Below are 20,556 nucleotides of genomic sequence, written 5' to 3' on the forward strand. Positions count from 1 at the left end.
GGATAACTCAAACAGATAAGGGAGTGTCATTGGCTACTTCACAAGTAGTTGGACACTCCCTTTATACTATTGCTTTCTATAAAAACTTTAATTCTTTTTCCACTTCATCGAGGGAATAGGTCACAGGATCTTTTCGGTATTCTGTCATTGCTTTTTCATACAACTCAAGATCATATTCGTCTTCTATCTGTTCAAGGATCGCCTTTCTCATCACATCTGATACACTTTGATTTTTCTTTTTTGCATATCCCTTAATAAGCTTGGCTTCAGCAGGACTAAGTCTTATAAAAATAATCATCAGGCTGCCCCCTTTTGTAATACAACGGTATTACATTCCAGGGCCGTTTGTCAATAATCGTTGCAATCCTGAATAGCCCAGAAAAGACCTGAAAGGTAGCTTTACGCACAAGAGCGAACGGCTTTAGCGGAAGGGCGGCTGGGTCACCAAAGCTTTCTTAACGTAGCATAGCCACGGTTCACATCAGGTATTACCCGGAGGTTTGGCGTAGCTGTTAAGAAAGCGAGTTGACCAGCCCTGGAGCTATTGAGTACGTGAGCTCCGATGAAGAAAGCCTCCGGTGGAGGGTTTCAGGAGCTCACGCCCGAAGGTTCGTTGTGCGTAAAGCTACACCGACCCAGCATCTTTTCTGGTCTAAAAATCCTGGCTCACGCCTTGAAATGTGCTCTTATTCGTTGTACCCTTAAGTGTAGAATTTTGGACGTATTATACATTATACGATGAAAGGAAGAATACTATGTCTATTCCCCTGTTAGATTTGAAAGCACAATATCTTTCTATTAAAGAGGAAATGGACCAGGCTGTCTTGGCGGTTCTGGATTCGAGTAAATTTATTTTTGGTCCGGAGATGAAGACCTTTGAAGAAGAGATGGCCGCTTACTGCGGAACCAAGCATGCCGTAGCTGTGGGCAATGGGACGGATGCTTTGGTAATTGCTTTAAAAGCCTGTGGCATAGGCCCTGGGGATGAGGTGATTACAAGTCCTTTCACCTTTTTTGCTTCCGCGGAATCCATCGCTCTGGTGGGTGCTACACCGGTGTTTGTAGACGTAGAACCTCATACCTTGAATATGGATGCGGCTAAGCTGGAAGAGAAGATTACCCCACGGACCAAGGGAATTATCCCTGTCCATGTCTTTGGCCAGATGGCGGATATGGATCTCATCCTGGCTCTGGCTCAAAAGTACGATTTAAAAGTAATCGAGGATGCGGCACAAGCCATAGGGGCAGAATATCAAGGACGGAAAGCCGGTTCTCTTGGGGATGCGGGGACCTTTAGCTTTTTCCCCACCAAGAACTTGGGAGGTTATGGAGATGGCGGGATGATCGTCACCAACGACGATGCCTTGGCCGAGGAAGTTCGCATGCTGCGTTTTCATGGCTGCAAGACCAAGTATTATCATGATCAGATCGGGTACAACAGCCGTCTCGATGAGCTGCAGGCAGCCATCCTCCGAGTTAAGTTCCGGTACATCGATCAGTGGAATAATGCCCGGGCTGAAAAGGCCGCTCTCTATCATCAACTGTTGGCTCCTTTGGCGGACGCTCATAGGATCATCCTCCCTCATACCGATGCGGAGAAGAAGCATGTCTTTCATCTTTATGTGCTGAGAACTGCTCAGCGGGAAAAACTCATGGCTGCTTTAAAGTCGAAAGGCGTGGCCAACGCCATTTATTATCCGGTCCCTCTTCATCTGCAGAACGCCTTAGCTTATCTGGGCTATCAAGCCGGAGACTTCCCCATAGCGGAGGAAGCTTGTCAGCAAGCCCTGGCTATTCCCTGTTATCCGGAGTTGACCTCAGGACAGCAAGAGGAGATTGCCGCAATACTTTTTGAGGTGTTAGGCTAATTTTCATGATATTTTTTATTTAGGGTAAATTAACATTAGAAAAAATAAGTAACATGATTGAGGAGGCCCTATGTTTTGGAATAATGGACTGACCCGGCGAAATGAGAGTCGTTTGATTGTACTGGTACTGGTTATGTTATCTGCTATGCTTCTCCCTTCCTTTGAGGTTCACCCTGCTCTACCCAATATTCGCGTGGATGAAGTACTCTTGTTTGGAATCTTCGGCTTCAATCTCTTAGCCTTTATGGTTAGGGGTTTTCGTTTCTCCCCCGATGCCCGGGAAGAGATTCAGGCACAGCAGCCGGTACTCAAATGGGTTATGATACTTTTGGGGCTTCTTACCCTTTCCTATACCATTTCCAATGTTTATGGCGTGGTGATTCTGGGAGCCGGCTACTATGGTTTAAGAGATGTGATGGAATTGGTGACCTTTTTCAAACATTTCTTGATTATCACTCTCGTTCTGTCCATTGACTTACAGAGAGGCGAATTCGCTTTTCTAAAGAATGTCTTCTTAGGAGCTTTGGGTTTTCTGATCCTGTTTGGCTGGGGACAACATTTCAACCTATTTAATATGAATACCTGGATATCTCCTTTCTTCAATCCCCTCCACTGGGATACCCTCATCCTGGGTAACCCGGCCCGGGTTCTGGGAACTTTCGATAACCCCAATGTTTTCGGTATCTTTACAGTGATCACTCTGTCTTATCTCACGGTTCACTATTTCTTCGGGGAACATAGGGGCAGATTCCCTTGGCTGCTCTTTATTCTCATCGGCTTGGTCATCAAGCTGGAGTTTCTCACCATCTCCCGAACGGCTCTCTTTGGTATCGCTTTGCTTTTTATCGTTCTTTGTGCTTGGGCCTTTGTCTATCACCAACACAGTAAAGAGGTCCTCATTAAAATAGGGGCCTTGTTTCTCCTGACCATGATCCTCTTTACAACGGCCTCCGGAGATTTCTTCTACCGGCTCACAGAGGGACTGAACTTCTCCAACAGCACCTCTTTCCAAGGGCATATGGACCGCTGGGGAACAGCTGTGGGAACCATGACCCAATCTCCTATTTTGGGCTGGGGTACCCAGAAATATGTTATGACCACCCTGGTGGATAATGAATATGCCCTCTTTTCCCGACGCTATGGTTTTGTAGGGTTGGCAGTTTATCTGAGCTTCTTCCTTCTGCCCTTTATCAAAGGGTTTATCTATCTTAGAGATCAACGCCACCTACTGGCACAAGGGCGATCCTTCGACCTGCCCTCAAAGCTGATCGCTGCCTATGTAGCCGTCTTACCTTCCATCTTTGTCTATAATTTTATGGCAGGTATTTTTTACAATCTTCAGCTCATGACTCTCTTTTGCATCACGATCGGACTGGTCTACAATTCCCTTAAGAAACAACGAGGATTATTCTAAAGAAGCCTGAGGTTCCATTATGAAGATCTTAGTACTTTCTCATATGTATCCTTCAACCCAGAATCCCACCTACGGAATTTTCGTCCACGAGCAGGTCAAGGCTTTAGTAGCAGGAGGCTGTGAGGTCAAAGTCATTTCTCCTGTCCCCTATGCCCCTTGGCCTCTCCCTGTTTTGAAAAAAAAGTGGCAGGCTTACGCCTCCATTCCGTCAAAGGACAGGGTGGATGGGATTGAGGTATTCTATCCTAGATATATAGAATTTCCCCGTTCTTATCTCTTAGAGCATTCCGGATATTTTATGTATCTGGGCCTGCGGGATTTGGTTAAGACTATTTATAAAGACTTTAGATTCGACCTGGTCCATGCCCATGTGGCTTTACCTGATGGGTATGCTGCTTATTGCCTGAAAAAAGAAATACCTGTTCCCACAGTAGTTACCATTCATGGGCAGGACTTTCAATCCACTTTGCATAGAGGAAAACCCTCCCGGAAGAGGCTGGAGGAAGTCTTGCAGGGTACGGACAGAGTGATTACCGTCAGCACGAAATTGAAAAACCTGGTTAAGGATGAACCTTACTACCCTAAAATTCAGATCATTAACAATGGAATCCATCTTGCTGAACTTAACCAGGCCGAAGTGAGACTGGGAGCCCATGATAATGGAGCTCGTGATAAACTTACCATCCTCAGTGTCTCTAATCTCAAAAAGACCAAGGGAATCGACCTAAACCTCCGAGCCCTGGCTTCTTTGGTGAAAACCTATCCCAACTTAACCTACAGGATCGTGGGAGATGGGGAGGAGCGAAAGAGTCTCGAAGCCTTGGCGGAAAGCCTTCATCTGGGAAGCAATGTTCTCTTCCTTGGCAAGCTCCCTCACCAGGAAGCTCTCCAAGAGATGGTCCAGGCAGATATCTTCTGCCTGCCCAGCTGGCAGGAAGGCTTCGGCGTTGTCTATATCGAAGCCATGGCCTCAGGCATTCCGGTCATAGGGGTCAAAGGAGAAGGGATCGAAGATGTCATCCAGCATGGAACAAACGGACTTCTCGTCCGCCCTCATGAAGTGAGTGACCTGGTGGAAGCCTTGGACTCCCTCTTGAAGTCTCCCGACTATGCCCGGAAATTGGCTCTAGCCGGTAAATCTACGGTCTTGGCAGGATTCACTTGGGAGCATAATGCAGCGAGGACACTGGATCTATATAGAGGGCTGTTGGAGTAGGTCTTTTAGGAAGCTGATTCTCCAGGATTTTGCTTTCGGCGTTCACTCCATAAGCTGCGCGGAGCAATCTAATCGCTCAAGACCTCCGCTCCATCGGGTTCCCGGCCAAATCGCTCCTGCTCAATGGCCGGTTGTAAACGTCCTGTTTCCAACCCGACTCCGCTGTAGTCTTTTCGCGAAGATTGCTTACCTGCTCGCTTAGAATCCGTTCTCTGCCTTAAAGCAAAATCCTTGGGCTACTTTTTGGGGCTGAGCAAGCGGGGCGTTGTGGAAGTGTGGGGCAAGTCGCCTGACCTGGGCCGCTTGTTCCGTCTTTACCGACGCCGCTTGAGCGGCAGGGTCGGCTACTCCGGGAAAAGCTCTGAAAAAGGACCCGCAAGCGTAGCTTTACGCACATGAGCGAACGGATTTAGCGGAGGGGCGGTCGGGTGAACGAGGCTTTCTTAACATAGCGGAACCACTGGTTCACATCAGGTATTACTCTGAGGTTTGGTGTCGAAAGTGTCCGGTGGACAGTTTCGCTCAAGGCGGCAAGCTATAAAGCATACTTATCCGCCGCAGATGCTGTTAAGAAAGCGAGTTCACCAGCCCTGGAGCTATGGAGTGAGCGTTGTGCGTAAAGCTACGCGACCCGAACTAACGACCCCAAACAAACGGAGGTAAGCACCTTTGAAACTATGTATTCTCACCACAGGGCACCAAGCCCTGGATAACAGGATATTCTACAAGCAAGCCCTGACCCTGAGAAAAAAGTATGATGATATCACCTTAATCGTTCCGGATGAGCGCGAAGAGTATATGGAACAGGGAATTCGCATTCTGGGCGTGAAACGGGCCAATTCCCTCTACGGCAGATTCCAACTGGGAGATACGGTAGTGGCAAAGGCCATTGAAGTTAAAGCCGATATCTATCATTTTCATGATTTTGAATTAATTTATAAAGTAAATAAGATTAAAAAGACCCTTCCTCACTGCAAGCTTATCTATGATGTCCACGAGCATTATCCTGATATGATGAGCATGTCCAAGAAGGTCCCCCGGCTGCTGCGACCTTTAGCCACCTTTGTCGTGGATAAAAGCGAGATCGTTTTAGCCAAAAAGTTCGATCAGATCATTACGGCGGATGATGCGGTAAAGGAACGCTTTGATCCTTATAACTCCCATGTGGATGTGATTTATAATTTCTCAGAATTTGAGCCAAAAGACATCCAGCTGGAAAAGGAATATGATGTCATTTACCAAGGGGGCATCACCTTAGAACGCGGTGCCTATCATCTGGTTCAGGCCATTCACCTCCTCAAAGGAGATTACCCCGAAATCAAGATGATTTTCGTCGGTCCTTTTAACGATCCGGAAGGCCAAAGACTGGTGGATGACTATATCAAAAAACATCACCTGGAGAATAATATACTCTTTACTGGTAAGGTACCCCATGTGGAAGTGGAAGATTATGTTCGCAAATCCCGTATCGGTGCCGTAACCCTTCTCCCCTTACCGAAGTATTACAAGAATATCCCTATCAAGCAATTTGAGTACATGAGCTGCGGAATCCCTGTGGTGGGCAGCAATCTGCCGCCTATCACCCGATTCCTTACCAGTTATAACAGCGGCATGATCGTGGATCCTACCCAACCGGAGGAGATTGCCCAGGCCTTTAACACCTTGCTTTCCGACCCCAAGCTTTGTCATGACATGGGAGCTAATGGTCTCAAGGCCGTTAGAGAAGCCTATAACTGGGGGAAGATGGAGGAACGGCTCCTTAAGCTCTACGCTCGTCTTGAAGTGAGGAAGTGAAATTAATGGATACTCGCCTCATTGCTAAAAATGCTACCGCTTTAGGAATTTCCAGTATTCTGGCCAAATCCATCGCCGCTGTCCTGGGTATCCTGGTTACCCGCTATTTAGGCCCGGAATCTTACGGGGAGTACTCCACAGCCTATGCCTATGTAGGAACCTTCATCCTCTTTTCCGAGTTGGGAATCAGCCAGCTGATGGTTCAGGAAGGAGCCAAGAATCCTTCTGTTCTGCCCCGGTATTTCGGCAACACCCTTTTTCTGAAGACCCTGCTCTGCATCTTATGTTACCTGGCCATGCTGGTCTTTATGTTTCCGGCAGGGTACAATGAAACCGTAAGACTGATGATTGTCTTTGTGGGAATTGCCGTATGCTTTAACTCCGTCAATCAATCCATCTATAATTATTATCAGGCCGTGCAAAAAATCTACCTCTCCGCGTCCTTTCAATTCCTGACCACGGTATTGATAGCCCTTTTTACCATCATCGTTCTTGTAGCGGGATTAGGTGTGGTATCCATTACCTTTACCCATCTGTTCAGTTACATCATCATTACAATACTCCTTTATCTGGCTCTCAGGAAAGAAATCAGACCCCGGACGGATATCCCCAACCTGACTGGAATGGTTCGGGATGGGCTTCCTTTCGGTGTTCATCGGATTTTCTATTATCTTTTTACCCAGTTTAGTATTCTTATCCTCTCCTTAACCGTCAGCAATGTAGAAGTAGGGATTTTCTCGGCAGCCTATAAGCTGGTTCTTATTTTGATTTTTATTCCCAGTCTCATGACCAGCGCTCTCTACCCCATCCTCTATCAATTGGGGGATTCGGACCGGAGTCAACATCAGGGTGTGATCGAAAAGGTCTTTAAGGTTCTCTCCGCTGTGGGGATTGCCGGTAGTATGCTGATGTTTGTTCTGGCAGGCCCCCTCATGGAATGGTTATATGACGGGAAGTTCAATGAAGCCATTCCTATCCTCATGATTGTAGCTTGGCTTCTGGCTTTAGAGTGTATGAGCTTTTCTCTGGGGGATATTCTCACCACCACCAGCCGCCAAATGCAAAGAACAGTGGTCCAGGGGTTAGCTTTGCTGCTTCTTACGGTTCTAACCTACGCTTTGAACCCTCTGCTGGGGATTTATGGGGCTGCTTATGCTGTCATCATTGCTGAAGTCTTTATCTTCTTCGCCTATTATTACCTGATCAGGAAGAATGTCTATAAGATTCGCATCTGGCGGCAGCTGCCCGGCACTTTGATCTCTTCTATGCTTATGGCAGGAACTGCTTGGCTCTTGATTGATTTTCACCCTTTGCTCTCCGCTTCCGTGGCTGGAGTCGTGTTTTGCCTAGCCATCGCCATCCTGGATAAGGATTTTCGAAGAATCGGTTTGTACATTGTAAGACGTGTGACAGGAGGTCGATAACCAATGATTCAGTGGGCAGTGCTGCTGTTAACCCTCCTCTCTCTTGGTATTCTCATTGTGAAAAAGCCCCTTTGGCTGATTCCCTTACTGGGTGCGGCAGTGGCTCTGGAGATCTCCAGCACCTGGTATCCGGATCTCGGTATCCTGGAAAAGGTATTGGGGGAAGTCTCTCTGACGCGCTTTACCAGCATCAGCATCATTCTGGCGGCTGTTTTACGCTTGTTTTTTGAAGTGGAGATACGGGCAAGGCTTGCTACCATCTTCAAGGACCCGGTAACCCTGCTTCTGTTGCTCTATATAGCCTGCGGGGCCTTGAGCTTAGTATATTCGGCAGATATGGGCAATACTGTAAAAGAGACCCTGCGTCTCCTGGTGCTTTTCGCCGTGTTTCTCTCGATTGCCCTGCTTCTGGATCAAGACACTATTCTTTTGCCTTTCCACGGAATTCATCTCACAGCCTTGGCCCTGCTGCCACTGGCTCTTTATGAAGGAATCTCCGGAAATCTCATCTGGCAAGGAGAGAACTTATTAAAAGAACATACCTTACGGGTTAACACCACCTTTATCGATCCCAATATTTATGCCCGTTTTCTCGTTTTAGGCATCGTGGCTAACTTTGTCCTTCAGATCTTTACCCATAACCGACGGGTTAAGCTTATTTATTGGGCTTGCTTCCCCCTTTTACTCATCCAGCTTCTCTTGACTGGTTCCCGGGGAGGTATCCTGACCTTGGGAATGGTGTTGGTCTTAGCCCTTTTCTTCTTGCCCAATAAAAAGAGCATTCTGGGCTTCTTGGGTGTCTGTGCCTTAGGCGCCGGGGTTCTTCTCCTGATTCGCCCTGAGATCTGGGAGCGAATGCTTTTGCTTACTCAGGATCTTACGGTGTCCAGTCCGCAGCGCTTATACCTGTGGCAAGCCGGTATCGCCATCTTTACGGACCATCCGTGGATCGGAACAGGCTTAGGGAGTTTCCAAACGGTCTTTCTCCAGGATTACATCCATCTGAAGAATATCCCGGATGGAGCGACCTTATCCCATACCACCATCTTGACCATAGCCTCTGAGCTGGGAATCCTGGGGCTTCTTGTCTTAAGTGCCATATGGGTAGCCATCTTAGGCCGCCTTTATACCTTATATAATCAAAATCGGGCCCACCTCAGCGTATTCAGTGAAACCAACGAAAAATACTCTGTGGCCGCCGGTTACTTCCTCTGGGCCATGACCGTATTCATCAGCTCCCAAGGAGAAGGCCGCTTCTTCGAAGATCCCATCCTCTGGCTCAGCTGTGCAGGACTGGTCTTCCTGCGCTTACGGCAGGAAAGCTATCGGTATGGGTATCGGTGAGTAAGAGAGCAGCGGCAGGATGAAAAGGATCGTTCAGGTCGTGTAGCTTTACGCACAACGCTCTCCATCAGCTCCAGGGCTGGTCAACTCGCTTTCTTAACTGCATCTGCGGCGGATGAGTATGCTTTGGGGAATACCGCCTTGAGCGAAACTGTCCACCGGACACTTTCGTCGCCAGACCCCGCTGCTTTCTGCATGTCAACCGTGGCTGCGCTATGTTAAGAAAACCTCGTTGACCCGACCGCCCTTCCGCTTAAAGAAAGCTTGGCTTATGGTGAGTGAAGCTAATCAGAAGCCTTAGCTGCCTTATACACAGTGAAAATCGTTCGTTTTTGTGCGTAAAGCTACGCTTAAGGGTCTCTTTAACTTAAACATCTTGAAAAGAATACTTAAACAGATACTTGAAAAACCACCAAGGATTTTGCTTTAAGGCAGAGAACGAATTTTAAGCGAGCAGGTAAGCAATCTTCGCGAAAAGACTGCAGCGGAGTCGGGTTGGAAACAGGACGTTTCCAACCGGCTATGAGGCAGGAGCCGATTTAGCCGGGAACCCGACGAAGCGAAGGTCTTGAGCGATTAGATTGCTCCGCGCAGCTTATGGAGTGAACGCCGAAAGCAAAATCCTGGAGAAGTACTTATCCCCCGAATTTAAGAATCTAGGAGATACCCACCATGCGCATTCTACTGCTAACCCAATACTTCCCCCCGGAAAAAGGAGCCGCTCAAGTACGCCTTTGGGAACTGGCTAAAGGCTTGCATAATCAAGGCCATGAGGTCACCGTCGTCACTGCCTTCCCTAATCATCCCACCGGAATCATCCCTGAAGAATACCAAGGGAAGAGGTTCATGCGGGAGGAGATGGAAGGGGTCAAGGTGCTCCGGACCTGGATCTATCCGGTGCGGAGGGGCCGGTTCTGGCTGCGTCTCCTCAACTATTTTTCCTTTGTCTTTTCTTCTCTCTATGGCATTGTCCGCTCAGGAAAACAGGATTTAATTATTGTGGAGTCCCCCCCTCTTTTTATCGGCTTCTCAGCGATGACTGCCTCCTGGCTGAAAAAGGCCCCCTATATCTTCAATGTCTCTGATCTTTGGCCGGAATCCGCTGTGCAGCTGGGTCTGGTCACCAATAAAACCATCATCCGGGCCACCGAATGGCTGGAAGGATATTTCTACAAAAAAGCGTATAAGCTATCTGCACAAACCCAAGGGATTGTGCAGGGGCTGAGGCGCAAAAACGTCCCCCCCGAGGATATCCTCTTTCTCCCCAATGGCGTGGATACGGAGCTTTTTCAATCACGTGAAAAGGATCGGGAGCTGGAGAAGAGTCTGGGACTTGAAGGCAAGACCGTAATACTCTATGCCGGAACCATGGGCTACGCCCACGGGATAGAGACGGCTTTGGAAGCGGCAGACATCTTACGCAATGATGAGGAGGTCTTCTTTCTTTTCGTGGGGGATGGATCGGAACGTCCCAAGCTGGAAGCCATAGCCCAGGAGAAAAAGCTGCCTAATGTACGCTTTATCGACTTTCAGCCCTTGGAGGTCATACCCCGCTATTATTCCTTAAGCAGCATTAATCTCTCCACCTTAAGACGGTACAAGCTCTCTGAGGGGGTACGCCCCTCGAAGGTCTTCCCTGCTCTGGCCAGTGGGCAGCCTCTCATCTATGTGGGCGAAGGAGAAGGTGCTGAGATCGTTAAGGAAAGCGGGGGCGGAGTGGTTCTGGAGCCCGAGAATCCTGAGCTTCTGGCCCGCACCATCCTCGAGCTGAAGAATAATCCTTCCCTATGCCAGGAACTCGCCCTCAAAGGCAGAGCCTATGTGGTAGAGCATTATTCCTGGGACAGCCTCATTCGCAATTGGCTTAAGCAGCTGGAAAGAACTGAATTATCATAGATGTTAGGAGGCATATTGATGGGCTTTAAACGCCTTTTAGACCTCATCATAGCCATACCGTTGCTCATTCTCATCTCCCCACTTTGGCTTTTCATTGTGATTTGGATTAAGGTTGATTCGCCGGGCCCGGCGATCTTTCGCCAACAGCGGGTGGGCCTTAAGGGAGAGCACTTTACTATTTATAAATTCCGTACCATGGTACCGGATGCGGATCGGGTGATGAAAGCTAAGATTGAGCAATTAAAAAAGGAAGGCAAATTCAACGCGGATGAATTCGTCTTCCAAGAAAAAGATGATCCCAGGATTACGGGAAGTGGCCGCTTTTTGCGTATGACCAGTCTGGATGAACTTCCCCAGCTGCTCAATATTGTCAATGGTACCATGAGTTTGGTAGGCCCTCGTCCTGAGGTGCCGGAGATCGTGGAGCAATACACTTCTGAACAGCGCCAAAGGCTGAATATGCCTCCCGGAGTCACCGGCCTGGCCCAAATCAATGGCCGCAGTGCCCTGACCCTCTCTGAGACCTTAAACTATGATGTCCAGTATGTGAAGAACTGGTCCCTATGGTCAGATATCAAGATTCTCTGGAAGACCATTTTTGTGGTGCTTTTAGGAAAGAATGCCTACTAAAAAAAGTCAAGGGTGTCACCTCATCAAGTGAGAACCCTTGACTTTTTATTTATTGATATACTAGTCTTCCGGAAGAAGCTCGTCCTCGGACACTTCCCGCAAATCCTTGGCCGGGAATCCTTTGACCACGCGCTTGGCCTCGGTATCCTTGGTCACCAATGCTCCTGCTGCCACAAAGGTCTCAGGGGCGACCCTGATTCCCGGTAAAAGGATAGATCCGCCACCCACCCGGGCACCGCGGCCGATGCTTGCTCCTTTGATGGATTCAAACCGCTTTTCCGTCCTACCCATATAATTGTCATTGGTGGTGGTCACCATAGGGGCGATGAAGACCCGCTCTTCCAGCTCCATATAGGCGGTTATGTAAGAACCGGTCTGAATCTTGGTATAATCTCCGATGCGAGTATCGTTCTCTACTGCCGCACCGCTGCCGATAACTACGTTCCTGCCGATGGTGCAGCGTTCCCGAACCAAAGCCCCGTCTCCCAAAAAGACCTGATCCCCATAGGCCGTTCCGGCATAGAGGACTGCCGAGCATCCTATAGTGTAACCGTTCCCCATCTTTAGGGGAGGCAGATCCGCCTGTGCCTTCACTGTACTGGTAGCTGCCGCTTTAGGAAAACGACCGATGGAAGCACTGCTCCCAATAAACCCCTCTTCGCCCAACTCTGCTCGAGGATAGATTGCAGTATGCTCCCCGATGCGAGTCCGTGCTCCGATGGAAGCCCCGGAGCCGATGCTCACATGAGCGGCTATCTGGCATCCTTCTCCCACGGTCGCTCCGGCGGCAACCGTAACATGATGGCCGAGAGAAGTACCTGCACCGATGACAGCCCCCTCTTCGATAACACAGCCCACACCCAAGGTGACATGGTCTCCCAATGTAACATTAGCCTGAATCACGCAAAAGGGAGAAACCGTTACACCGGAAGGAATAGTAGCTGTAGGATCGATGGAGGCAAAAGGGCTTTGGGGGCATAATCTGTTATCATCATCTCTTATATCTTGATCCGACATATGTAAACGACCTCATTTCCAGAGTCTTTAAAAGCAATCCCATCTGGGCCCGTGAGCGTAGCTTCTCACATAAAAGCGAACGATTTTCGCAGAGGGGCGGTCTGGCAAACAATGCTTCAGTAGCTTAGGATCGCCACTGGTTCACATCAGGTACTACCCTGAGGTTTGGCGCATCCTGCTTCTGAAGCGAGTACGCCAGCCCCGGAGCTACTGAGAGAGCGTTATGAGAGAAGCTACACGACCCAACCATGACTATATAAACCCTACTCACACAAGGGGAATACCACAGGCTCCTTCGTCTCCTGGCATTTATAGATAGCCAGGATAATCTCCAAGGCTTTCCGTCCCTCTTCCCCGGGAATAGCCGGTGCCCTGTCCTCGCGGATGGCAGCAATCATATCCTTCATAACTTCCCGATGGCCAAACCCGTAGACATTGGGGGGATCATTTTCCTGGCCGGCAAAGATCTGCTTTTTCTCCTCTTCACTGTCAGGGAACTCCCAAGTCTCGATGCGGTTGACAGCGATTCCGCCCACCATGACGGAGCCGGTTTCCCCGAAGATATTCAGAGTCTCTTCGATATTTTTGGGATAGATAGTAGATGCGGCTTCGATGACACCCAGAGCACCGTTTTTAAACTTAAGGACAGCGACTCCTACATCCTCCATCTCGATTTTGCGCAGAGCAGTGCGGGTAAAGCCAAAGACGGACTCTACGGGGCCAAAGGTCCATTGGAGAAGGTCAATATTATGGATGGATTGATTCATGAGAACGCCCCCATCCTGGAGCTTGGTCCCACGCCAAGGGGCTTGAGCATAGTATTCATCGTTACGGTTCCAGCGCACCGTAGCTTGTCCGTGGGTCAGTTTTCCGAAACGACCTTCTTCCAGCGCTTTGCGCATAAGCTTGATGGATTTGTTATAACGATTTTGATGGATAACCGACAGTTTGACCCCTTCTTCATGACAGATGCGTATCAGCTCATCGGCACTTTCTAAGGTCATGGCCATAGGCTTTTCTACCATGACATGCTTACCTGCTTTGGCACAAGTGATGCCGATGGGGGCGTGAAGATCCGACTCTGTAGCAATAGTCACCACATGAAGTTCTTCTTTCTCCAGCATTTCCTGGTAAGAGGTATAGGGCTTGGCTCCATATTTATCGGCAAAAGCTTGAGCTTTTTCCGGGACACTATCACAGACTGCCACTAACTCAGCCTCTTCCAGGGCCACGATGGACTCAGCATGCTTGGGGGCGATTCTTCCACAACCGATAATGGCAAAACGCATTTTCTTATCCATAATCTCACTCCTTACTGTTTGACTCTATCTATTATAGCACTCCCAGAGTGCAGTCTGCTTGTATTAAAAGGGGAATCTTACGATTCCCCTGCACCTGCTTATATTTTAACGATCTTTTCTCTGTTGTTCTCTACGTCTCTGGTGGCGTTGCGGGTGTCGACGATGAGGGCAGTTTTTTCAGCGACTCGCTCATAGTCTATAGCGCTATGGTCGGTAAGGATGAGAACGCAGTCTGCGGAAGCCAAGGCTTCGTCGGTTAGGTCAGTGTTTTCGAGATGAACTGTGGAGCCGCCGTGGGGCTCGATGACGGGGATATAGGGGTCATGGTAGGAAATATTGGCTCCATTTTTCCGAAGCAGTTCCATTATCTTAAGGGCTGGGGACTCACGGACATCATCAATGTCTTTTTTGTAGGCTACCCCGAGGATGAGGACTTTGGCATCTTTGAGACTTTTGTTTTCCTGGTTGAGGGCACGAATGACTTTATTGATGACATGGTAGGAGACTTCAACATTAATCTCTCCGGCCAGCTCAATAAAGCGGGTGTGGAAGTCGTACTCACGGGCTTTCCAGGTAAGGTAGAAGGGGTCAATGGGGATGCAGTGTCCGCCCACCCCTGGGCCGGGCCAGAAGGTTTGAATCCCAAAAGGTTTGGTTCCTGCGGCTTCCACCACTTCCCAGATGTCGATCCCCATGCGATCGCAAAGGAGCATGAGCTCATTGACTAAAGCGATGTTAACGGCACGGTAAGTATTTTCAAAGACTTTGGTGAGTTCCGCTGCGGCGGGTGAGGATACGGGAACCACGTTGACAATGGTCTGAGCATAGAAGGTATAAGCGACTTCCAGGCAGACTGGGGTCATCCCTCCTACAACTTTGGAGGTATTGTTGGTGGTAAAGCGTTTGTTCCCCGGGTCAACCCGCTCCGGGGAAAAGGCCAGGAAGAAATCCTTACCGACCTTAAGACCGCTTTTTTCGAGCATGGGTAGAATGATTTCCTCAGTGGTGCCGGGATAGGTGGTGCTTTCTAAGGTCACCAGTTGTCCGGGCTTGAGGTATTTAGCAATCTGTTCGGAAGAGGCCTGAATATAGGAGATGTCCGGATCCCGGGTAACGGTTAGAGGGGTAGGAACGCAGATGACGACAACATCGCACTCGGACAGTCTTGCGTAATCTGTGGTAGCAGTAATGGCTCCCTTCTGGGTCAGTTCCCGGAGTTCTTCGTCCTTGACATCGCCGATATAATTATCTCCAGCGTTGACTTTGGCTACGCGAGCAGGATTAATATCAAACCCGATGACTGAAAAGCCTACTTTTCCCTTTTCTACGGCTAAGGGGAGTCCTACGTAACCAAGACCGATGACACCCACCGTTGCGGAATGATCCTGGATTTTTTCTTTCAGGTTTTTTGCTAAAACATCTTCACTGGTAATAACTTCTTTCATACGCAACATGAAATTTTTCCCCCTTATTGATTGGCAACTGCCTTGGAAGCTTGTTTTTTGAATGTAGGCACGATGGCTTGTAACTGTCCGATAACTTCTTCCCGGGTGAGATAGGAGCCCCGCTCACGGATGAGGTGAATGAGTTCCTCAAGCTGCGAAACATTAATGTTATTGGGTTTAGCCACAAAAATCCGTTTATGTTTCGTCGCTGAAGTCCCTTCTTCTGCGGTAAGGAGTTCTTCAAAGAGTTTCTCACCAGGGCGCATCCCTGTGAATTTAATTTTGATATCAACTTCCGGCTCAAACCCCGAGAGACGGATGAGATCTCGGGCAAGATCCAGAATTTTAACCGGTTGACCCATATCAAGAATAAAGATCTCTCCCCCTTGAGCCATGGAACCGGCTTGAATCACCAGCTGGGAAGCTTCAGGGATGGTCATAAAATAGCGAACCATATCGGGATGGGTTACTGTGACCGGCCCCCCTTTGGCAATCTGACGCTTAAAGGTGGGAATAACGCTTCCCCGGCTGCCCAGCACATTACCAAAGCGTACCGCAACGTACTTCGTGTCGGAACGCCTGTCCATGCTCTGTATCACCATCTCTGCCACCCGCTTGGTAGCCCCCATAATGCTGGTGGGATTGACCGCTTTATCGGTGGAGATCAGGACGAAGGTCTTGACCTTGACGGCGTCAGCCGCCTCGGCCAGATTGCTGGTACCCATCACATTATTCTTCAGAGCCTCTTCCGGGTTCTTTTCCATGAGAGGGACATGTTTATGGGCAGCGGCGTGGAACACCACACCCGGTTTATAGCGTTGGAAGACGATATGGACCTTTTCCTGGTCCTTGATATCCAAAATCTCCGTGACTACATCCAGACTTGGGTTTTCCGAGCGCAGCTCCTGCTCTATGTCAAAGACGCTGTTTTCTCCATGACCTACGATCACCAGTTTGGCTGGGTTGAAGCGGGTGACCTGCCGGCAGAGTTCGGAGCCGATGGACCCGCCCCCACCGGTAATCAGGACCACTTCACCGGTGAGATAACCTGCTACATCCTCCAGGTCTACGGTAACGGGTTCACGTCCCAGTAAATCCTCCACCTGAACCTGGCGGATTTCGGTGGTATCCACCTTACCGCTGACCACGTCGAACACTCCAGGCATGATCTTTAGATCCACACCGGTTTTTTCGCAGATTCCTACGATCTCCCGGATAATCTCCCCTGAGACCGAAGGCATGGCGATAATGATTTTATCAATATTATGGTTTTTAACGACTCGAGGAATATCCTTGCGGGTACCCAAGACGGGAATCCCCATGAGCTGGAGTCTTTGCTTTGTGGCTGCATCGTCTATATAGCCCACAGGACGGCCTTCGCGGTAGTTTTTGTTTTTTAGCTCCCGGGCTGCCATCACTCCCGCATCCCCTGCTCCGATGATCAAGACTTGATTCTGAGAACCGGGTACATGGGGAGTAAAAATATTATCCTGAAGAATTCTCCAGATGAAGCGGGAGCCGCCGATTAAGAAGAGGGTGCTGAACCACATAAGGGCGGATACCGTATGGGGAAAACGCATGGGAGCAATAAAATACACCATGGTGACCGTCCCTGCTGTAGCGACAGTGACCGCAAAGATAATGGATAGTAGCTCCCCGATGCTGGCATACTGCCAGAGCTTGTTATATAAGCCAAAGACATAAAACACGGCTAAATAAATCAGGGTGGCTGTCCACGCAGAGTGAGTCAGTGTGAGCAGATACTCCTCAGGTATAGTTCCATCCCCATCAACAGCAAAACGAATATAAAAGCTTAAAAACGCTGCGAGGTTAACTAACACAGCGTCTATAGCCATTAGTAGTAGAGTCCTTTTGCGCAATCTCATGGTAAAAATAATCCCTTCCCTGCAAACTATTTGCACCGTTCTTCAGTTTACTATAGTTTCTGCCATTTTACAACATGACATACCCCTGTCTATGCGGGCGAGAGATTACCCCTGATATCAAGGGGTGAGTACAAGCTTCCGTAAGGCTTCCACATGGCGATTTTTATGGTTTTTCGAGTAGATTACCGGCTAAATAAGTATTCCCTAATAGCTCTTTAAGCTCTTCAATCCGCTCAGGGGATACTGCGCCATCTCCCCCAAAGATATACGGTTGGGCTTCTATGTTACGGGGGTGCCGGGCGATAGCATTTTTGAGTCGGGGATAATCCTCGATGGAGCTTTTGGGCAGAAGAATGACCGTGGCTTTCAGGCGGGCAGCTAAAGCAGCACCGGCTAAAGCATCCGGGAATTCCTGCCCTGTGGCAAAGCATAAGCCCTGACTTTCGGCCGCAAAAGCCTCCGTTACTGCTGCCATCGTATCATACCGGGAATTTCCGTATAAACGAACCAGCTGTGAGGAGGAAAGACTGAGCTGCTCCTGGATTTTATCTTGAATCGATGAGTTAATAGCCCCTTCGCCCCCAATCAAGTACACCTTTTGAGGGTTTAAGGTCCTTAGGGCTTCCAGGGTTTCCTTGGGCAGGGTCTTTCCTTCTGTAAGGAGGATGGGCATTTGTTTGATGCCGGCGATGGAAGCAATACTGAGCGCATCGGGAAAGTTTTCTCCGGTGGCAATAGCCACCGCTTCTATTGAACCTGCCGACCGGTCCTGGGATACTTCCACTGTAGCCAGGGCAATGTCGGCCGCAGTCCCATAGCGGTTGAGTCCGCTGACCCGTATTTGTCGGTCACTGCCCCAGCCTAAGTCTTTCAGTTTGTCTGATATGCCCTGGCTCAAGGCTCCTTCTCCGCCAAGCAGGATCACTTTTTCCGGGTCTAAGGCCATGATGGTTTCTTCCACCCGGGTTTCAAGGGTTTGACTTGAAGTCAGGAGAATAGGCGCATCATAGTGAGCTGCCAAAGGAACACCGGCTAAGGCGTCGGGAAAATGGTCGGCCCGAGCCAGGACGACAGTTGCCGCTCCGGCCGGCCACCCGCTTAACGCTTGTTCAATAGCTGTATCAATCCGGTTTTCACCAGCTAAACGGATAAACTCCAGAGATTCAGGTGTTTGAGGTGGGTCGGGTACTTCTTCTTCGCCGGGGGGTTCTTCCGTATTGTCGGAATTATTAGGGTCGGTGGATTCATCGCCGGGGTTTCCTGAAGTATTGAGATCTCCGTAATGGATAGGTTCTGGGGTGGCCCAAACACTATCCTTAGCCGGAACTCCCGCAACGGGAAGCAGCTCTGTGGGAATGGGGGTAACTACCACAGGCTCGATGTATTGAGCAAAGAAACCTTCCGGCTGAGCCAGAATGCTAAAGACCTTCTCTTGATAAGTCAAGGTGCCGGGACTTGTTGCTGCGAGAGTATTGGGGTTGTTTTTGTCCGTCCAGATATTATAGGCCCAAAGGGCGAAATACCAATTCTCCAGTTTATTGCGATCCCCATCCCCGATGGTTGGAGTAAAGCGCCATTTTTCATTGAGAAGGTCGGCACCCATGCGGATATTGAACTCAAGGTCTGTTTTAAGCTTATCGATGGTTTCTTGGTCATTATCATTATAGGTTGCCACCTGCATTATCCCAATGGCGGGATGCTCCAGCCTGGAAAGTATGGGGTTACCTTCTTTATCAAATTGGCGCCAGGAGCTTTCTTTAAAGGCGATCGCTTTGAGTATAATGCTGGGAATTTCTTTTTCCTTGGCAATGTTTTCGATGATTTGATTGATGTCCTCATAGGATGGATTGACATAGGTAGTGCTCGTTGCTTGGGATAAGCTCCCCGTGCTTTCCGTAGCAGCATAAAGAACAACAGGCTGACCAAATGTTTGAGTAGTTAATAAAGCACACATCATAACACCGGTTATGGCATAGCGTCGGATCACAGCGACTCCTCCTAATTCGTGTCGATTTGTACTTATTTCAACATTTTCCCCTTGTTTCCTTCCTCGGGGCCGGAGATTCGCGGAAAATAATAACGCATGGTTCTGTTCAATCGGGGAACAAAACCATGCGATTAAATGGCATGCTTTATTATTTAAGCCTTCATACTTATTATTTAGCAACTCTTACATGTGCTGTTTCTATCTGCAAACGGTCAATCTTTCCTTTAATCTCATCCAATTCGGCAAAAATTTGTTGATTGACATCCTTCTGGACTTCTCGCGCATCAAATAAGGCTTGGATCTTAACATTAGTCTTATGTTCTAACGTTAGTTTAATTTGAGTCACTTCCGACCTCAAAGTCGCTTGTCCAACTATTAAGGCCGCTACATCGCTCCTTAATTCCTCTTGCCCGTCTTTTAAGGCTGTTACATCGCTTCTTAATTCCTCTTGGCCTTTAAGCAGTTCACCTAAGATGCTTAAGATTTTCTCTTCCAACCTTAAGCCCTCCCCATCATCCTAACATTTCGTGGTCTTTCAGTTCTATTTTAGCAAATTCCTGTAACGAATGAAACAGACCCAGACATCGATTCCTAAATTTAGAAATCGATGCCTGGGCTAAACTCTTATTCTCTATAGGTAAGAGAGGTTTATGACTCTAAAACAGTCTCCCCTGTAATGAGCCAACGGGTATCTTTCTTTACCATATTAACTCGTACCTTGACCTGATGTTTGGTGCTTTCACCTATGGCCATTTGATTGCCGATATCATAGTCATGGGCGACATAATTGTAAGTGGCTGTTAGTGTGGCGGAGGTCATCGTAGCGGTATCCACTTTTACCTCATCAAAGAGGATAGAGCTGACTTCCATCCCCACTCCTTGGACAATGAATGGTTCTGCCTGGCGAGCATGCTTTTCAAAAAGTTCTCCTGTATAAGCCTCTTCCAGTTGTTTACGGAAAGCGACCATATCCGAGGATTTCCATGCTTCAAACAATGCGGCTACATTGAGTTTGTAGTCGGCCAGGATTTCTTGTGCTAAGTCTTCAGATACATTGTTTGAGGCAGTGCTGGGAATGGTCACCTCTTCTGACCCTGCTTCTGTGGGATCTAAGGCTTCTTCTTCCGGACTATGGGGATATAGTACATCCAATCCAGTCCGGGGAGCCCCCTCCCCTAATTCAGAAGTATACAAACCGTTCTCCTTATTCCAAAAAGTCAGTCGTGAATTTCCATCCGTCGGTGTTGTTGCCAGGGCATAGCCTACGATTCCGATGACTAAGCCTACTCCAAGGGCTACAGATCCAATGAGTAAATACATCTTACGCATAACAA

The 20,556-nt window shown here is 48.7% G+C and carries 16 protein-coding genes; 8 read left to right on the forward strand and 8 right to left on the reverse strand.

What is annotated here, in order from left to right:
- Positions 1-76: 76 nt before the first annotated feature.
- On the reverse strand, positions 77-298 hold the full coding sequence (gene relB / locus DESDE_RS18730; RefSeq protein ID WP_014795593.1) for a type II toxin-antitoxin system RelB family antitoxin: 222 nt from the start codon (positions 296-298) through the stop codon (positions 77-79).
- A 457-nt stretch (positions 299-755) separates the two neighbouring features.
- Here relB and DESDE_RS18735 point away from each other — a divergent pair, with 457 nt between their 5' ends.
- The 8 genes from DESDE_RS18735 (at position 756) to DESDE_RS18770 (ending at position 11,586) form a co-directional block, all read left to right on the forward strand.
- On the forward strand, positions 756-1,868 hold the full coding sequence (locus tag DESDE_RS18735) for a DegT/DnrJ/EryC1/StrS family aminotransferase (protein WP_014795594.1): 1,113 nt from the start codon (positions 756-758) through the stop codon (positions 1,866-1,868).
- A 70-nt stretch (positions 1,869-1,938) separates the two neighbouring features.
- Complete coding sequence (locus tag DESDE_RS18740; protein ID WP_014795595.1) at positions 1,939-3,282, forward strand: O-antigen ligase family protein; 1,344 nt, start codon at positions 1,939-1,941, stop codon at positions 3,280-3,282.
- A gap of 19 nt (positions 3,283-3,301) precedes the next feature.
- A complete protein-coding gene (locus DESDE_RS18745; protein ID WP_014795596.1) occupies positions 3,302-4,498 on the forward strand; it encodes a glycosyltransferase family 4 protein in 1,197 nt (398 codons plus the stop codon).
- A gap of 669 nt (positions 4,499-5,167) precedes the next feature.
- Positions 5,168-6,292 carry a glycosyltransferase family 4 protein gene (locus DESDE_RS18750; protein WP_014795597.1) on the forward strand — a complete coding sequence of 375 codons (1,125 nt, stop codon included), beginning with the start codon at positions 5,168-5,170 and terminating at the stop codon, positions 6,290-6,292.
- A gap of 5 nt (positions 6,293-6,297) precedes the next feature.
- Positions 6,298-7,716, forward strand: a complete 1,419-nt coding sequence (locus DESDE_RS18755; RefSeq protein ID WP_014795598.1) for an O-unit flippase Wzx — start codon at positions 6,298-6,300, stop codon at positions 7,714-7,716.
- Positions 7,717-7,719: 3 nt separating this feature from the next.
- The gene (locus tag DESDE_RS18760; protein WP_014795599.1) at positions 7,720-9,060 is read left to right on the forward strand and encodes an O-antigen ligase family protein; all 1,341 of its coding nucleotides are present in this window, start codon (positions 7,720-7,722) and stop codon (positions 9,058-9,060) included.
- 672 nt (positions 9,061-9,732) lie between these two features.
- Positions 9,733-10,956: a glycosyltransferase family 4 protein gene (locus DESDE_RS18765; RefSeq protein ID WP_014795600.1), complete on the forward strand. Its 1,224-nt coding sequence runs from the start codon at positions 9,733-9,735 to the stop codon at positions 10,954-10,956.
- 18 nt (positions 10,957-10,974) lie between these two features.
- Positions 10,975-11,586 (forward strand): sugar transferase, encoded by a 612-nt coding sequence (locus tag DESDE_RS18770; protein WP_014795601.1) that lies wholly within the window; start codon positions 10,975-10,977, stop codon positions 11,584-11,586.
- 60 nt (positions 11,587-11,646) lie between these two features.
- Here DESDE_RS18770 and DESDE_RS18775 read toward each other — a convergent pair whose 3' ends face one another.
- The 7 genes from DESDE_RS18775 to DESDE_RS18805 form a co-directional block, all read right to left on the reverse strand.
- Complete coding sequence (locus tag DESDE_RS18775; RefSeq protein WP_014795602.1) at positions 11,647-12,603, reverse strand: N-acetyltransferase; 957 nt, start codon at positions 12,601-12,603, stop codon at positions 11,647-11,649.
- A 263-nt stretch (positions 12,604-12,866) separates the two neighbouring features.
- A complete protein-coding gene (locus tag DESDE_RS18780) occupies positions 12,867-13,904 on the reverse strand; it encodes a Gfo/Idh/MocA family protein (RefSeq protein WP_014795603.1) in 1,038 nt (345 codons plus the stop codon).
- Positions 13,905-14,002: 98 nt separating this feature from the next.
- The gene (locus tag DESDE_RS18785; RefSeq protein WP_014795604.1) at positions 14,003-15,358 is read right to left on the reverse strand and encodes a nucleotide sugar dehydrogenase; all 1,356 of its coding nucleotides are present in this window, start codon (positions 15,356-15,358) and stop codon (positions 14,003-14,005) included.
- Between the two features lie 14 nt (positions 15,359-15,372).
- A complete protein-coding gene (locus DESDE_RS18790) occupies positions 15,373-17,235 on the reverse strand; it encodes a polysaccharide biosynthesis protein (RefSeq protein WP_028305636.1) in 1,863 nt (620 codons plus the stop codon).
- 163 nt (positions 17,236-17,398) lie between these two features.
- The gene (locus DESDE_RS18795; protein WP_014795606.1) at positions 17,399-19,222 is read right to left on the reverse strand and encodes a cell wall-binding repeat-containing protein; all 1,824 of its coding nucleotides are present in this window, start codon (positions 19,220-19,222) and stop codon (positions 17,399-17,401) included.
- A 169-nt stretch (positions 19,223-19,391) separates the two neighbouring features.
- Positions 19,392-19,718: a hypothetical protein gene (locus DESDE_RS18800; RefSeq protein ID WP_014795607.1), complete on the reverse strand. Its 327-nt coding sequence runs from the start codon at positions 19,716-19,718 to the stop codon at positions 19,392-19,394.
- A 152-nt stretch (positions 19,719-19,870) separates the two neighbouring features.
- Positions 19,871-20,551 carry a hypothetical protein gene (locus DESDE_RS18805; protein ID WP_014795608.1) on the reverse strand — a complete coding sequence of 227 codons (681 nt, stop codon included), beginning with the start codon at positions 20,549-20,551 and terminating at the stop codon, positions 19,871-19,873.
- Positions 20,552-20,556: the final 5 nt, after the last annotated feature.

Source organism: Desulfitobacterium dehalogenans ATCC 51507, assembly GCF_000243155.2.
Taxonomy (GTDB): domain Bacteria; phylum Bacillota; class Desulfitobacteriia; order Desulfitobacteriales; family Desulfitobacteriaceae; genus Desulfitobacterium; species Desulfitobacterium dehalogenans.